This is a genomic window from Crossiella sp. CA-258035 (assembly GCF_030064675.1).
Taxonomy (GTDB): domain Bacteria; phylum Actinomycetota; class Actinomycetes; order Mycobacteriales; family Pseudonocardiaceae; genus Crossiella.
Genome location: NZ_CP116413.1, coordinates 970,329 through 984,936 on the forward strand (window position 1 = coordinate 970,329; position 14,608 = coordinate 984,936).

14 protein-coding genes are annotated in these 14,608 nt (G+C 72.4%); 9 read left to right on the top strand and 5 right to left on the bottom strand.

All coding sequences use genetic code 11. From position 1 onward, the window contains the following. Positions 1–98: 98 nt before the first annotated feature. Together N8J89_RS04715 and N8J89_RS04720 are read left to right on the top strand one after the other, a co-directional pair. On the top strand, positions 99–611 hold the full coding sequence (locus N8J89_RS04715) for a ClpX C4-type zinc finger protein (RefSeq protein WP_283663129.1): 513 nt from the start codon (positions 99–101) through the stop codon (positions 609–611). Next, positions 608–2,695, top strand: a complete 2,088-nt coding sequence (locus N8J89_RS04720) for an ATP-binding protein (protein ID WP_283663130.1) — start codon at positions 608–610, stop codon at positions 2,693–2,695. Before N8J89_RS04715 ends, N8J89_RS04720 begins: the two co-directional genes overlap by 4 nt. Here N8J89_RS04720 and N8J89_RS04725 read toward each other — a convergent pair. Further along, on the bottom strand, positions 2,692–3,606 hold the full coding sequence (locus N8J89_RS04725; RefSeq protein WP_283663131.1) for a glycosyltransferase family 2 protein: 915 nt from the start codon (positions 3,604–3,606) through the stop codon (positions 2,692–2,694). The genes N8J89_RS04720 and N8J89_RS04725 overlap by 4 nt on opposite strands. 42 nt (positions 3,607–3,648) lie before the next feature. On the opposite strand from N8J89_RS04725, the gene N8J89_RS04730 reads away from it, so the two are divergent. The 6 genes from N8J89_RS04730 to N8J89_RS04755 all read left to right on the top strand — a co-directional run bounded on the left by N8J89_RS04730 (position 3,649) and on the right by N8J89_RS04755 (position 10,431). Beyond that, positions 3,649–4,779: a glycosyltransferase family 4 protein gene (locus tag N8J89_RS04730; protein ID WP_283663132.1), complete on the top strand. Its 1,131-nt coding sequence runs from the start codon at positions 3,649–3,651 to the stop codon at positions 4,777–4,779. Between the two features lie 104 nt (positions 4,780–4,883). Continuing rightward, positions 4,884–6,014 (top strand): glycosyltransferase family 4 protein, encoded by a 1,131-nt coding sequence (locus N8J89_RS04735; RefSeq protein WP_252485233.1) that lies wholly within the window; start codon positions 4,884–4,886, stop codon positions 6,012–6,014. A gap of 19 nt (positions 6,015–6,033) precedes the next feature. Continuing rightward, a complete protein-coding gene (locus N8J89_RS04740; RefSeq protein ID WP_283663133.1) occupies positions 6,034–6,912 on the top strand; it encodes a glycosyltransferase family 2 protein in 879 nt (292 codons plus the stop codon). Between the two features lie 723 nt (positions 6,913–7,635). Beyond that, positions 7,636–7,890: a hypothetical protein gene (locus tag N8J89_RS04745; RefSeq protein ID WP_283666385.1), complete on the top strand. Its 255-nt coding sequence runs from the start codon at positions 7,636–7,638 to the stop codon at positions 7,888–7,890. Positions 7,891–8,305: 415 nt separating this feature from the next. Then, positions 8,306–9,427: a mannose-1-phosphate guanylyltransferase gene (gene manB / locus N8J89_RS04750; RefSeq protein WP_283663134.1), complete on the top strand. Its 1,122-nt coding sequence runs from the start codon at positions 8,306–8,308 to the stop codon at positions 9,425–9,427. Beyond that, a complete protein-coding gene (locus tag N8J89_RS04755) occupies positions 9,424–10,431 on the top strand; it encodes a DNA-3-methyladenine glycosylase family protein (protein ID WP_283663135.1) in 1,008 nt (335 codons plus the stop codon). Before manB ends, N8J89_RS04755 begins: the two co-directional genes overlap by 4 nt. Here the strand turns inward: N8J89_RS04755 and N8J89_RS04760 are convergent. The 4 genes from N8J89_RS04760 to N8J89_RS04775 form a co-directional block, all read right to left on the bottom strand. Beyond that, positions 10,416–10,958, bottom strand: a complete 543-nt coding sequence (locus N8J89_RS04760) for an NUDIX hydrolase (protein WP_283663136.1) — start codon at positions 10,956–10,958, stop codon at positions 10,416–10,418. The two genes, N8J89_RS04755 and N8J89_RS04760, sit on opposite strands and share 16 nt — an antisense overlap. Then, on the bottom strand, positions 10,955–12,295 hold the full coding sequence (locus N8J89_RS04765; protein WP_283663137.1) for a coenzyme F420-0:L-glutamate ligase: 1,341 nt from the start codon (positions 12,293–12,295) through the stop codon (positions 10,955–10,957). The genes N8J89_RS04760 and N8J89_RS04765 overlap by 4 nt, the downstream gene beginning before the upstream one ends. Next, on the bottom strand, positions 12,288–13,274 hold the full coding sequence (cofD, locus tag N8J89_RS04770) for a 2-phospho-L-lactate transferase (RefSeq protein ID WP_283663138.1): 987 nt from the start codon (positions 13,272–13,274) through the stop codon (positions 12,288–12,290). Before cofD ends, N8J89_RS04765 begins: the two co-directional genes overlap by 8 nt. A 64-nt stretch (positions 13,275–13,338) precedes the next feature. Further along, on the bottom strand, positions 13,339–14,103 hold the full coding sequence (locus N8J89_RS04775) for a site-2 protease family protein (RefSeq protein ID WP_283663139.1): 765 nt from the start codon (positions 14,101–14,103) through the stop codon (positions 13,339–13,341). Positions 14,104–14,329: 226 nt separating this feature from the next. Here N8J89_RS04775 and N8J89_RS04780 point away from each other — a divergent pair, with 226 nt between their 5' ends. Next, a complete protein-coding gene (locus N8J89_RS04780; RefSeq protein ID WP_252484290.1) occupies positions 14,330–14,596 on the top strand; it encodes a WhiB family transcriptional regulator in 267 nt (88 codons plus the stop codon). Positions 14,597–14,608 lie beyond the last annotated feature (12 nt).

A 14,608-nucleotide genomic window follows, 5' to 3' on the forward strand; every position in this document is an offset into this window, starting at 1 on the left:
AGCCTGCCTCATCCGGTGTTGATCGTAGGTACGGCCCGCACCGGACGGGTGTCAACCACCACTAGACGAACCTTCAGCTGTCTATCTACCGTAGACGAATGCCGTTGGACGAACCGCTGCTCGCCGCCGCCCACGCCGCCACCCGGCGCTGGCGGGCCGCCCAGCAGGCCACCGAGCAAGCCAAGGCCGACTACCAGCAGTCCATCCGCCGCCTGCACCTGGCAGGCGCCTCCCTGCGCGAGATCGCCGACGCCCTGAAACTGAGCCACCAGCGGGTGCACCAGCTGGTCGAGGCGGCAGGCGGCACCCCGGACTGGCGACCGAAGAAGAAGTCCGCCGGTCTGGCCTGCTCCTTCTGTGGCACCCCCGACGAGGAGTGCGGTCGCCTGGTCGCCGGGCCGAAGGTGTTCATCTGCGACGGCTGCGTGGAGCAGGCCCAGCGCGCCCTGGCCGGTCAGCCGACCAGGCTGGAGCAGGCGTTGGGCCGGTTCAGCTGCTCCTTCTGCGGCAAGACCGGGGGCGGGCCGCTGGTGGCCGGGCCGGGAGTGTTGATCTGCGGTGGCTGTGTGAGTTTCACCGCTGAGGTGGTGGCCGCCACACTGGGCGGGTGAGCACGCACAACCGGATCAGCGGGCAGGTCTACGCCAACCTGGTGGTCCAGGGCCGGGACATCACCATCCAGCAGCCGGTGGTCCCGTCCAAGGCGCTGTCATCCCTGCCACCGCAGCCGATCTTCGTCGGCCGCGAGCAGGAGCTGGCGAGTCTGCTGGAGAGCTTGCGTGCCGGTTCGGTGGTGATCACCGGTCTGCCCGGGGTCGGCAAGACCGCGCTGGCGGTCCGCGCCGCGCACGAGCTGCGCGCGGAGTTCCCCGGCGGCGTGCTGTTCCTGGACCTGCGCGGCTACGACGACACCCCGCTCACCCCGGAACAGGCCCTCACCGACCTGCTCACCGCCCTCGGCCAGCCCGCCCCGGCAGGCGAGGGCCACTACCACTCAGTCCTGGCCGAACACCCCCCGCTGCTCCTGGTCGCCGACAACGCGGGCACCGCCGCCCAGGTCCAGCCCCTGCTCCCCGGCGGCCACCACCGCGTGCTGATCACCAGCCGCCACACCCTGGCTGAACTGGACGCCCGCCTGCTCGCCCTGGACGTCCTGCCGCCCGATCAGGCCGAGACCCTGCTCACCGACCTGCTCCGCCAGTCCGGCGACGACTCCCGCGAAGGTCCGGAACTCGCGGAGCTGGTCCGGCTGTGCGGCTACCTGCCACTGGCCATCCGGATCACCGCCGCCGACCTGGCCGCGCATCCCAGCCAGACGCTCTCCGCCCGGGTGCGGGCGCTCACCGACGAGCGGAACCGGTTGTCAGCGCTGGAGTTCGGGCCGTCGTTGGCGGTGCGGGCGTCCTTCGACCTGTCCTACCGGCAGCTGCCGCCGGAGCAGGCCAGGATGTTCCGCCTGCTGTCGGTGAACCCCGGCGAGCAGACCAGCACCGAGGCCGCCGCGGCACTGGCGGAACTGCCGGAGTTCCAGGCGGAACGACTGCTGTCCGAGCTGGCCCGCGCGCACCTCATCGAGCCCGGAACGCCCTGGGGCTACTGGCGGATGCACGACCTGCTCGCGGTCTACGCGGCCGAGCTGCCGGAGGACCGGCCGCAGGCGCTGTTCCGGTTGATCATGTACTTCGGCCCGGCCGCGGAAGCGGCCAGCCTGCACCTGATGCGCTCCGACCGTCCCGCTGACATCCAGCAGGCCGTGGACTGGCTGGACCTGGAGCACCGCACGCTGCTCGAACTGGTGCGCATCGCCGAGGAATATGACCAGCCCGTGCTGATCCTCAAGCTGAGCAACACCCTCACCACCTACCTGACCCTGCGCCACCGGGTCACCGAACTGGTGTGGGTGAGCGAGCTGGCGGCCACCGCGGCCACCGCGCTGGGCGATCCGCGGACCGCCTACCTCGCCACCCAGGTGCTCGCCAACGCCTACACCACCGCGGGCCGCCCGGCCGACGCGCTGGCCTGCGCGCGGCAGGCGCTGGCGCTGGCCGGGGGACTCGGCCCGGAAACCGAGGCCGACGCGCTGGGGGAGCTTGGCGGGCGGCTGCTGCGGGGCAAGGACTTCGCCGCTGCCGCCGAGGCGTACCAACGACAGTTCGACAGCTGTCAGCGGCTGGGCGACCAGGCCGGGCAGGTCCTCGCGCTCTCCGGACTCGGCCGGGCCAGGCTCGCCGGGGGAGAGCCGGGCGGGCTCGACCAGTGCGCGCGGGCGGTGGCGATCAGCAGGGCCATCGGCGACCAGGTCGCGGAGCTGGCCGGACTGCGGCAGCTCGCCGAGGCGCAGGCACAGCTCGGATGGCACGCCGAGGCGGCGGCGAGTTGGCGGCAGCACCTCGCCGTTGGCCAGGCCCGCGGCGACCGGCACAGCCAGACCCTCAGCGTGCTGGGCCTGGCCGCCTCGCTGAGCAGGCTGGGGGAGACCGCGGAGGCGATCAGCTGGGCCAGGGAGGCGGTCCGGCTGGCCGAGGGGGTGGCCAACGACTACGCGGTCGGCACCGCGCTCGGCCTGCTGGCCTCGCTGCTGCGCACCGCGGGCGAACACGAGGAGGCGCAAGCCTGTCTGCTGCGGGCGCTGGCCATCGCCGAGCGCCACGACCACCAGGAGCTGGCCGAACAGCTGCGGCTGGACCTCGACTAACCCCGCCCGGCCCAGTCCCGCCAGAGCACCTTGCGGTTCCCGTTCACCCCACGCCGCTCCCGCAGCGTCCCGGGCAGCCGCCGCAGCACCTCACCCAGCACCCCGAGCCGCAACCCGACCCGGAAGTTGGCCGCCCCGGAGGGATCCCGGCGCACCAACAACTTCAGCGTGATCAGCACGAACCGCACCAGCTGCCACCCAGCCACCCACGCAGGCGCGCACCGCAGCAGCATCAGCAGCCGGTTGCGCTCGTTCCAGCGGTGGAACTTCGGCGATCCCGGCTCCGAGCTAGCGCCGTGCCGGTGCCAGACCACCGCCGAGGGCACGCTCACCACCCGCCAGCCGGCCAGGCGCATCCGCCAGGAGGTGTCGGTGTCCTCGTAGTAGCAGAAGAAGTCGCCGGGGACGCCGCCCACCGCGCGCAGCACCTCGGTGCGCATCAGGGCCGCGCCGCCGCAGAAGCCGAACGGCTCGCCGACCTCGGTGCGGTCCGCGCCGTGGCCGTCGGCGGTCAGCCGCACGCCCAGGGACTGCACCACGCCGTTCTCGGTGATCAACCGGGAGCTGGCGGCGGCGGCCTTGGGATCGGCGTCCAGGGCCGACTCCAGGGCGGCCAGCCACTTCGGCTCGGGGGCGGCGTCGTCGTTGAGCCAGGCCACGTACGGGGTGTCCACGATCGACAGGGCCGACTCCAGCGCGCCCGCGTAGCCGGCGTTCTCGTCCAGGCGGAGGATGGTGCCCGCCATCGGGTGCCCGGCCAGCAGCGCCGAGGTGCCGTCCTCGCTGGCGTTGTCCACCACGACTGTCCACAGTGGACGGGTTTGCTCGGTCAGGGCGTTCAGGCAGTCCACGATGTGGTCCCGGCCCCGCCAGGTGACGACAACGACCGTGGTGCGGGGCTGCTGCGACATGCCCTCGACGTTAATGCGTCGCCGACGTGGCAGGCTGACCGGATGCCCGAGCTTGTGGTGCTCACCGAACAGCTGCTCGCCCCGGTTCCCGGCGGCACCGGCCGGTACACCAGGGAACTGGCCGCCGCGCTGGCCGCGACCGCGCCCGCGGGCTGGGAGGTCACCGGGGTGGTCGCCCGGCACGCCGATCCCACCGCCGCGGCGATTCCCGGCGTGCTCGGGCCGCGCAGGCTGCGGTTGCCGCGCCGGGCGCTGGCCCTGGCCTGGCAGCGCGGGCTGCCGCTGTGGCCGGGCGGGGACTCGGTGCACGCGCCCACCCCGCTGGCCCCGCCCGCGCCGCGCGGCGGCCGGGGACTGGTGGTCACCGTGCACGACACGGTGCCGTGGACGCACCCGGAGACGCTCACCCGGCGCGGGGTGGCCTGGCACCGCGCGGTGATCGGCCGGGCGGTGCGGCGGGCGGACGCGCTGGTGGTGCCGACCGCGGCGGTGGAGACCGAGCTGGCCAGGTTCGTGCCGGGACCGGCCAGGGTGCACGTGGTGGGGGAGGGCGTGGCCGGGGTGCTCACCGAGCCGGTCCCGGCGGACTCGGCGGCCGCCATCGCCCGGCGGCTGGGGCTGCCGGAGCGGTTCGTGCTGGCCGTGGGCACGGTGGAACCGCGCAAGGGCATCGACGTGCTGATCGAGGCGATGGCCCGCCCGGCCGCGCCCGCGCTGCCGCTGGTGCTGGTGGGGCCGCCCGGCTGGGGCGGGGTGTCGGTGGCCGAGCTGGCCAGGCGGCACGGGCTGGCGCCGGAGCGGCTGGTGGTGCTGGGCCGGATCAGCGACCGCGAGCTGTCCGTGGTGCTGGGCCGGGCCACCGTGCTGGCCGCGCCCAGCCGCGCGGAGGGCTTCGGGCTGCCGGTGCTGGAGGCGATGGCCGCCGGGGTGCCGGTGGTGCACTCGGACGCGCCCGCGCTGGCCGAGGTGGCCGGGGGCGCGGGGATCACCGTGCCGCGCGGGGACGCGGGCGCGCTGGCGGCGGCCCTGCACCAGGTCGCGGCGGACCCGGAGCGGGCGTCGGCGCTGGTCGCGGCCGGTCGGCGGCGGGCGGAGCGGTTCAGCTGGCGGAGCGCGGCCGAGGCGGTGTGGCGAGTACACGTTGAGTTGTACCGGCGTCCCACTCCTGGGTGATCAAGGACACCGCGACCAGTAAGAAAACCAGTGAAGTTCGCATTCCAGCAATGCGTTGTTCGAGCTGGCCTTAGTCTGCATGGGTGGCGCAAGCAGAACCCAGCGTGTTGATCGATGCGACGGCGGTCCCGGCGGACCGTGGCGGCGTCGGCCGGTACGTGGACTCGCTGGTCGCCGCGCTGGACGCGGACGGGGCCCGGATCACCGTGGTCTGCCAGCCGAGGGACGCCGAGCTGTACCACCAGATGGCCCCGGCCTCCCGGATCGTGGTCGCCACCGAGTCGGTGGCCACCCGCACGGCCCGGCTGACCTGGGAGCAGAGCAGCCTGCCGGTGCTGGCCAGGCGGCTCGCGGTGCAGGTGGTGCACTCCCCGCACTACACACTGCCGCTGGTCAACCCGGTCGCCTCGGTGGTCACCCTGCACGACGCGACCTTCTTCACCGACTCCGCGCTGCACTCCCCGGTCAAGTCCCGGTTCTTCCGCGGCTGGACCAGGGCCTCGCTGCGCAGGGCCGAGGTGTGCGTGGTGCCCTCGCGGGCGACCGCGGCCGAGCTGGTCCGGGTGGCCGGGGCGGACCGGCGGGTGCTCCAGGTAGCTCCACACGGGGTGGACACCGAACGCTTCCACCCGCCCGCGCCGGAGGAGGTCGCCGCGGTCCGCGCCGACCTGGAGCTGGGCGACACCCCGTACGTGGCCTTCCTGGGTGCACTGGAACCCCGCAAGAACGTGCCCGCCCTGATCCGCGGCTTCGCCAGGGCCTGCCGCGGCCGGGAGGACCCCCCGGCGCTGGTGCTGGCCGGCCAGCCCGGCTGGGACACCCACGTGGAACGCGCCCTGGACTCCGTGCCGCACCGGCTGCGGGTGATCCGCGCCGGTTACGTCCCCTTCGAACGCCTCTCGGGCCTGCTCGGCGGCGCCGACCTGGTCGCCTACCCCAGCCTCGGCGAGGGCTTCGGCCTGCCGGTGCTGGAGGCGATGGCCTGCGGCGCCTGCGTGCTGACCACCCGGCGGCTGAGCCTGCCCGAGGTCGGCGGCGACGCGGTCGCCTACTGCGGGGTCGGTGCCGGCGACATCGCCGCCGCGGTCGCCGAGCTGCTGGACGACCCGGCCCGCCGGTCCAGCCTGGCCACCGCCGCCCAGCAGCGCGCGAAGGACTTCTCCTGGCAGGTCAGCGCGGTGAAGCACCGCGAGGCCTACGCCAGGGCGGACGTGCTGCACCGCCGGGGCCGCTGAGACGGCAGAATGTCTCGGCGTGGCCGAGCAGAAGCAGTACGGAGATCGCCTCGCCGTCGTCACCGTGACCTACTCGCCCGGCAAGACGCTGGCGCGTTTCCTGGACACCCTGGACGAGGCGAGCACCCAGTCCCCGCTCAAGGTCGTGCTGGCCGACAACGGCTCGGTGGACGGCGCGCCGGAGCAGGCCGCCGCCGAGCGCGAGCACGTCCAGCTCCTGGTCATCGGCGAGAACGTCGGCTACGGCACCGCGGCCAACCGGGGCGTGGTCCAGCTCCCGGACGAGTACGGCTGGGTCGTGGTCGCCAATCCGGACCTGGAGTGGGGCCCCGGCTCCCTGGACACCCTCCTGGAGGCCGCCAAGCGCTGGCCGCGAGCAGGCGCCTTCGGCCCCCTCATCCGCGAACCCAACGGCGAGGTCTACCCCTCAGCCCGCCTGGTCCCGTCCCTGGGCCGGGGCATCGGCCACGCCCTGTTCGGCAAGATCTGGCCCGGCAACCCCTGGACCAAGGCCTACCGCCAGGAAGACCGCGCCGTCGGCGAACGCCCGGCAGGCTGGCTCTCCGGCTCCTGCCTCCTGCTCCGCCGGGAAGCCTTCGACTCCATCCAGGGCTTCGACCCCAGGTACTTCATGTTCTTCGAGGACGTGGACCTGGGCGACCGGCTGGGCAAGGCGGGCTGGCTGAACGTGTACGTGCCGACGGCCGAGGTGATGCACATCGGCGGCGTCTCCACGGCGAAGGTCAAGCCGAAGATGCTCGCGGCACACCACGACAGCGCGTATCGATTCCTGGCCGACCGGAACCCGGGGCTGGTGAACGCGCCACTGCGGTTGGCGATCAAGGCGGGATTGGCGTTGCGGCTGAAGCTGGAGACCCGGGGCGCGACGAAGTCATAACGGCACGCGAGGGTTGAGCTTTTGCCGTTGCTTTTGATCGCAAACGGAGCGGCCGGTCTGGGTGGTTCTGCTTCGACGGCCTGGAGAAGACACACCACATCCCGTCAAGCGCCCCACCAACGCCGCCAACCGCACCGGAGGCTGGGACCGGGGCGCTTGACGGGATGTGGTTTGGTTTCGTAAGGCCGTCGAAGCAGAACCACCCAGACCCCGCGGAACCACTCACGCTGCCGCAGGTGCGCCAACACAAACTGGCACTGGTCTGCAACTCATCTCGCTGCCTTTGATCTTCCCCCTGCTTTGATGGTCTGCCCGTCCGGCGAGGACATTCTTTTCGCTTTTGAAAAACCAAAAGAAGTGTCCTCGCCGGACGGGCAGACCCCCGGAGGGGTGGGACAAGTCAAAAGCCGGGACGAGCAGATTGCGGGGCGGGGTTTGTGTTGCCGACGAGCGAACCAGCGTGCTCGCGGGCCTCTTGTCTTCTCCGCACGGCCTTCCGACAGCGAACCACATCCCAGCGAGCAGCCGCCGTCACGCTGGTCGGCGTTGGCGGCGGTTGCTGTGAGCGTCTGCTCGCTGGGATGCGGTGCGCGGTCTCCAGGCCGTACGGAGAAGACAAGAGGCCCGCTTTGTGGGTTTTCACCCCGAGCTGCCCCGAGCTGGCCCCGGGCCTTGCCCGTCGCTCTACGAGCGCCGGTCAGGCCACTGGGGTTGCTGGGCCTGTTGCTGCTGATGCTGTTGCTGCTGGGGATGCCCGCCGTTCTGCGTCCCGGGCTGCTGCTGCCCCTGTCCCTGCCCTTGCATCGGCTGGGTGGGTTGCGCGTGCTGCATCGGCTGGGTCGGCTGGGGGTGCTGACCCATCGGCTGCGTTGGCTGCGCGTGCTGCATGGGCTGGGTCGGCTGGTGGCCGTGCGGGGGGCGGGGCTGGGGCGGCATGGTCTGCTGGCCGTGACCTTGCGCACCCGGGTGCATGTGTAGGGATTGCCCGTGTTGTGGCCCATACCCTGCCTGCATGGCCTGGACCGCCTCCGGTGACAGGATCACGGTTGAGTCCGGATCGGCGTGGTGCGGGTCGTTCGCCGCGACCACGATCCGGGGTATCTGTACCGTGTTGGCCGCATCCATCGGCGAGGTGGCGTCGTCTGGTGTGACGACGAAGGAGCCACGCGCCCTGGCACGGGCTAGCAGCTCATCGGCCCGTTCGCGGGGATCCATCGCGCTGGCCTCTCCTGCGTTGCCTCGTCGCCTGGGGCGGATTTGCCGGCAGGCGGATACGGAGATCATCCCCCACGCTGTGGTGGTCGCTCTCCGGAGCCGCCGCTCGCCTGGTCCGGGTTCTCTGCAAGAGTATTCCGTCCCAGGGGGTCTCGTCAGGGTGAAGAGGAGTAACGGCATGTCGGCCAGTCCGGCGCCAGTCGAGGAGCAGGGGGAACGTGTGCGAAAACTGTCCGGTGTTGACGCGGTCGTGCTGGTCGGCGGCCAGGGCACCCGGTTGCGGCCGCTGACGCTGTCGGCGCCCAAACCGATGTTGCCGACGGCGGGTGTTCCCTTCCTCACCCACCTGCTCTCCCGGATCAGGGCGGCCGGCATCACCCATGTGGTGCTCGGCACCTCGTACAAGGCCTCGGTCTTCGAGGAGTACTTCGGCGACGGGTCCCGGCTGGGCCTTGAGTTGGAGTACGTGGTCGAGGACACCCCGCTCGGCACCGGCGGCGGCATCCGCAACGCGGCCTCCCGGCTGCGCGCCGAGCACATCATGGTCTTCAACGGCGACATCCTCTCCGGGGTCGACCTGGGCGCGGTCGCCGAGACCCACCTGAGCAACGACGCCGACGTCACCCTGCACCTGGTGAAGGTGCCCGACCCGCGCGCCTTCGGCTGTGTGCCCACTGACGCCGACGGCCGGGTGCTCGCCTTCCTGGAGAAGACCGAGAACCCGCCCGCGGACCAGATCAACGCCGGTTGCTACGTCTTCAAGCGCTCGGTGCTGGAGGACATCCCGGCCGACCGGCCCGTCTCGGTGGAGCGGGAGACCTTCCCCGGCCTGCTGGAGCGCGGCGCCCGCCTGCAGGGCCACGTGGACTCCTCCTACTGGCTGGACCTGGGCACCCCGGCCGCCTTCGTCAAGGGCTCGGCGGACCTGGTCCGCGGCCTGGCTCCCTCCGACGCGCTGCCCGCGCCCGCCGGGGAGTCGATCGTGCTGGACGGCGCGCTGGTCCGCGCGGACGCCAAGCTGGTCAACGGCAGCACGGTCGGCGCGGGCGCCCAGGTCGGGCCCGGCGCGACCGTGGACGGCTCGGTGCTCTTCGACGGTGCGGTGATCGGCGCGAACGCGGTGGTCGAGCGCAGCGTCATCGGCGCCGGCGCGCGGATCGGCGACAACGCGGTGCTGCGCGGCGCGGTGATCGGCGACGGCGCGGTGGTCGGCGCCCGCTGCGAGCTGCTGGACGGCCTGCGGGTGTGGCCGAACGCGGCGCTGGCCGACGGCTCGGTGCGCTTCAGCCACGACGCATGACCCTGGCCGCCCCGGCCGCCGAGCGGGCCTGGACCCCGCCGTTCGCACTGGACCTGGCCGCCGTGCTCAAGCCGCTGCGCCGCGGCCCGGCCGACCCGTGCCTGCGGATCGGCCAGGACGGCACGGCCTGGCGCGCCAGCAACACCCCGGCCGGGCCCGCCACCCTGGCCCTGCGCCGCAGCGGCGGTGAAATCAGGGCCAGTGCCTGGGGACCGGGCGCGGACCTGGCGCTGGCCGCGCTGCCGGACCTGCTGGGCGCGGGGGACGACGACACCGGCTTCGTCGCGCACCACCCGCTGATCGCGGAGTCCCGGCGGCGCGCGCCGGGGCTGCGGATCGGGCGGACGGGGCAGGTCTGGGACGTGCTGATCCCGGCGGTGCTGGAGCAGAAGGTGACGGGCAAGGAAGCCTGGCGGTCCTGGCGCGAGCTGTGCCGCCGCTTCGGCACAGTGGCCCCTGGCCCCGCGCTGCCCGGCTCCCCGATCTCCGGCCCTGCGCTGCCCGGCACGCCGGAACCCGAGCCCGTCCCGCCCGGCGCGCCTCTTGCCCCGGCCGCGGCCCCGCTCTACACCCCACCCACCCCGCGCGCCCTGCTCGCCATCCCCGACTGGGAATGGCACCGCGCGGGCGTCGACGGCGCCCGCCGCCGCACCCTGCTCGCCGCCGCCTCCGTGGCCACCCGGCTGGAACGCGCCGTCGACCTCGGCGGCGAGGCGGGCCGCGAGCTGCTCCGCAAGGTCCCCGGCATCGGGGTCTGGACCGCGGCCGAGGTCGCGCAACGGGCCTGGGGCGACCCGGACGCGGTCAGTGTCGGCGACTTCCACCTGCACGACGTGGTGGGCTGGGCGCTGGCCGGGCGCAAGGCCAGTGACGAGGAGATGCTGGAGATCCTCGCGCCCTACGCCCCGCAGCGGCAGCGGGCCATCCGCTACCTGGAGTGCTCCGGGGCCCGCAAACCACGCTTCGGGCCCCGGTTCGCCGGTCGGGACTACCGGGCGATCTGACGCAGCGCCAGCTCCACCAGCCGCGGCACACTGTCCACATTGGACGGAATTCCGTCGACCGGCCACCACTGGAGGTCGACCGACTCCGCGCTGCGCACCGGCCGCGCGCCCACCGGCGCGCGCACCAGGTACCGGACGTCCAGGTGCCTGGTCGGCTGGCCCAGCGAGCAGGTGATCGGGTGCACCTCCAGGTGCAGCGGGACCGGTTCGATCACCAGGCCGTCGATACCGGACTCCTCGGTGGCCTCGCGCAGGGCGGCGGCCAGCAGGGTCGGGTCCTCCGGTTCGCAGTGGCCGCCCAGTTGCAGCCAGCGGCCCACCCTCGGGTGCAGGGTGAGCAGCACGTGCTCCGCGGTGGCGTCCAGCACGATCGCGGAGGCGGTCAGGTGCCCCGGCACGCAGGAACGCTGACAACCGTCCTCGCGGGCGGCCAGGAAGCTCAGGAACGCGTGCCGCAGGCTCTCCTGGTTCTCATCCTGCGTCCGCCAGTGCGACAGCTCGGCGACCGCTTCGGCGTGCAGGCTCACAGCTCGATCAACTCCCCCTCGACGGACCGCGGCGGCCTCGGCGCGAGCGGGCCGTCCGCCGGATAACCCACCGCCACCGCGCCCAGCGGCGCGTAGTCGGCCGGCAGATCCAGGATCGAGCGCACGGTGTCCGGGCAGAAGATGGTCGAGGACACCCAGCAGGAGCCCAGCCCCTCGGCCGCCAGCGCCACCAGCAGGCCCTGCACGGCCGCGCCACCGGCCACGGTGAACATCGTCTGCTCCGCCGCGCGACGTCGCTCGTCCGGGTAGTCATGTGCGCCGTCGGGAACTCCGAACGGCAGCACGATCTCCGGCGCCCCGTACAGCAGGTCGCCACGCTTGATCCGCCGCTCGATCCGCTCCACCGGCCAGCCGTCGGCGCGCAGGTCGGCCCGCCACTGCTCGCGCATGCCGTCCAGCAACTTCGCCCGCAGCGCCCGGTCGCGCAGCCAGACGAAGCGCACCGGGTGGGTGTGGTGCGGCGCGGGCGCGGTCAGCGCGACCCCGACCGCCCGGCGCACCAGCTCTTCGGGCACCTCGTCCTGGCTGAAGGTCCGGATCGAGCGCCGGGTCAGCACCGCCTCCCGGCGGCCCTGCTCGACCGCGAGATCCGTGCCCAGCCGGAACAGGTCCTCCTCCAGTGGCCGGACCAGGTCACGGGCGGTGGAGCCGTCGTCCACAATGGACATTCCGCGGACCACGGCCACCGGCAGCCCGCCCAGCTTGCCCTTCACCAGGTCGGCCGCCGCGGCCAGCTCGTCGGCCACCGCCACCTCGGTGACGTGCAGCTCGTTGCCCTGCGCGTCGGTCGACCCGGCATAGCGGTGCAGCACGGTGAGCCCGGCCGCGCCGATCGCCGCGTCGGTCTGCCCGACCCGCCAGGCCCGGCCCATGGTGTCGGTGACCACCACCGCCACCGTGACACCCAGCCGCTCGCGCAGCTCCGCGCGCAGCTCCGCCGCCGAGCCGTCCGGGTCCTCCGGCAGCAGCGCCAGCTCGTCGGCAGCCACGTTCGAGCCGTCCACCCCGGCCGCCGCCTGCACGATGCCCAGCCGGTTCTCGGTGATCAGCGTGCGGAACTTCCGCGCCACCAGCCGGACCGACTCGGCGGCCACCAGCTCCCGGCGCAGCGCGTCCCGCTGCTCGGGATCGGCGGGCGCGCTGACCAGTCGGCCCTCCACTTTGGACAGAACCTTGCTGGTCACCACCAGCACGTCGCCGTCCCGCAACCACGGCGCGGCCCCGGCCAGCGCGGCCGCCAGGTCGTCACCCGGCCGGAACTCCGGCAGACCGGTGACCGGCAGGATCTCCAGGGAAGCCGCGGCGTGGTCAGCCAACGGACACCCCGCCCAGCTCGAAGGCATCCCTCGCCATCTGCGCGGTAGCGTCCACAGTGGACATGAGCAGTGGCACTGCGCGCACCTCGACCCCGTCCACCAGCGCGGAGTCCCCGGTGTGCACCAGCCAGCCGTCCAACACGCCACCGGACTTGCGCGATCCGTAGTGCCTGCCCACCGCCTCCGCGGTCGAGGCCACCCCGATCGCGGTCAGGCAGGCGTCGGCCATCCCGCGCAACGGTTTGCCGTCGATGATCGGCGACAGCCCGATGACCGGGGCCTCGGTCGCCGCGACCGCGGCCCGGATGCCCGGCACCGCCAGGATGGTGCCCACGCTGACCACCGGGTTCGACGGCGCGAGCAGCACGATGTCCGCGCCCGCGATCGCCTCGGCCACCCCGGGCGCCGGCTTGGCCTGCTCCGCGCCGACCGCCACGATCGCCCGCGCCGGCAGCTGCGCCCGGTACCGGACCCACCACTCCTGGAAGTGGATCGCCTTGGGCTCACCGGAGTCCGGGTCCTCGATCGAGACATAGGTCTCACACCGGTCGTCGGTGGCCGGCAGCAGCCGCACTCCCGGCTGCCAGCGGTCGCACAGCGCCTCGGTCACCGCGGAGAGCGGGTAGTCCGCGCGCAGCATCCGGGAGCGCACCAGGTGGGTGGCGATGTCCCGGTCGCCGAGCCCGAACCAGCTCGGCTCCGCGCCGTAGGCCGCCAGCTCCTCCTTGACCGTCCAGCTCTCACCTTCGCGGCCCCAGCCGCGCTCGGTGTCGATGCCACCCCCCAGGGTGTACATGCAGGTGTCCAGGTCCGGACACACCCGCAGGCCGTGCAGCCACACGTCGTCGCCGTTGTTCACCACCGCGGTGATCTCGTGCGGCGACGCGCCCGCGCCGACCGCGGGCAGGCCGAGTGCGGCCTTGACCCCTTGCAGGAAACGGGCGCCACCGACGCCACCTACCAGCACAACGACCTTCACAGTCGCCCATCCTCCCCGTTTTGCCCGAACGGGCGAACTTGGGGGCCGCACTCGGTAATCATGATCACCACGGCGAACGCCCCTCCCAGAACCGGAACCCGGTCTGGCCCTTGAACAGCTCGAAGATGTCGCCACCCAGCGACCCATAGATCCACAGCACCGCGCCGGAGAACGCCTGGCCGACCAGCGGCACCCCGATCAGCAGCGCGAACAGCACGAAGGGCGCCCACGGCCGGGCCTTCGCGCCGAACTCCCTGGCTTGGTAGGACAGGTACGGCTCGATCACGCCGAACCCGTCCAGGCCGGGAATGGGCAGGATGTTGAGCACGAAGGTGAACAATTGCAGGTAGGCCAGATAGGACAGTCCGGCTGCCAGTCCTTCGGGTGGATTTGTCAGAACGACCGTCGCAATGAGCAACAGACCGATCACCAGATTCGCCATCGGCCCGGCCAGCGAGACGAAGGACTCCCCGCGCCGGGTGCGCAACGCGTGCCGATCGATCCACACCGCACCGCCCGGCAGCGGGATGCCACCGACGGCGAGCAGCAGCAGCGGCAGCAGCAGGCTCAGCACCGGATCGGTGTACCTGCGGATGTCCAGGGTGAGATATCCCTTGTGCCGCACCGAATAATCGCCGTTGCGGAAGGCGAGATAGGCGTGCCCGAACTCGTGCAGGCACAACGAGACCGCCCAGCCGCCGAGCACCAGCAGGACGATTCCGGCAGTGCGTGCCACATTCTGGTCCAAGGTGGACAGCACGCCGCCGCCGACCGTGACGGCCAGCAGGATTAGGAACAGCGGGCTTGGGGCAACCGAGGATCTCGTCACAGCAACACTCTGCCCTGCCGGTGAACCTCCTTGCCAGCGGGGCAGATTCGTCCCCCGTCGTGTGTACTTGGCTTGACCCTCTTGCATCCCACAGGTCTAATCACATTGGTGTCATTCGTCGGGTGGGACGGCGAATGGGGTCCGCCACCGGGGAGTGCGGGAGGAGCGGACAGTGGAAGAGAACGAAGGGAGCCGAGTGGGAGAGCGGGACTCCGCACCCACTGGCGTGGGAGTGCTGGTCGATCTCTTCGACCCCGCCCTGGAGGCGGACGAGGAGCACGACTGGCAGGAACGGGCACTGTGCGCGCAAACCGACCCGGAGGCGTTCTTCCCTGAGAAGGGTGGATCCACCAGGGAGGCCAAGCGGATCTGTGCCGGTTGCGAGGTTCGGGCCGAGTGCCTCGAGTACGCCCTTGCGCATGATGAGCGCTTCGGCATCTGGGGCGGTCTGTCCGAGCGAGAGCGCCGCAAGCTCAAACGCCGAGCGGTGTGACATAACGGTTCG

Coding starts and splice junctions, on each gene's coding strand:
- N8J89_RS04715 (WP_283663129.1), top strand. CDS start 99: ATGCCGTTGGACGAACCGCTGCTCGCCGCCGCCCACGCCGCCACCCGG.
- N8J89_RS04725 (WP_283663131.1), bottom strand. CDS start 3,606: ATGTCGCAGCAGCCCCGCACCACGGTCGTTGTCGTCACCTGGCGGGGC.
- N8J89_RS04730 (WP_283663132.1), top strand. CDS start 3,649: ATGCCCGAGCTTGTGGTGCTCACCGAACAGCTGCTCGCCCCGGTTCCC.
- manB (WP_283663134.1), top strand. CDS start 8,306: ATGTCGGCCAGTCCGGCGCCAGTCGAGGAGCAGGGGGAACGTGTGCGA.
- N8J89_RS04755 (WP_283663135.1), top strand. CDS start 9,424: ATGACCCTGGCCGCCCCGGCCGCCGAGCGGGCCTGGACCCCGCCGTTC.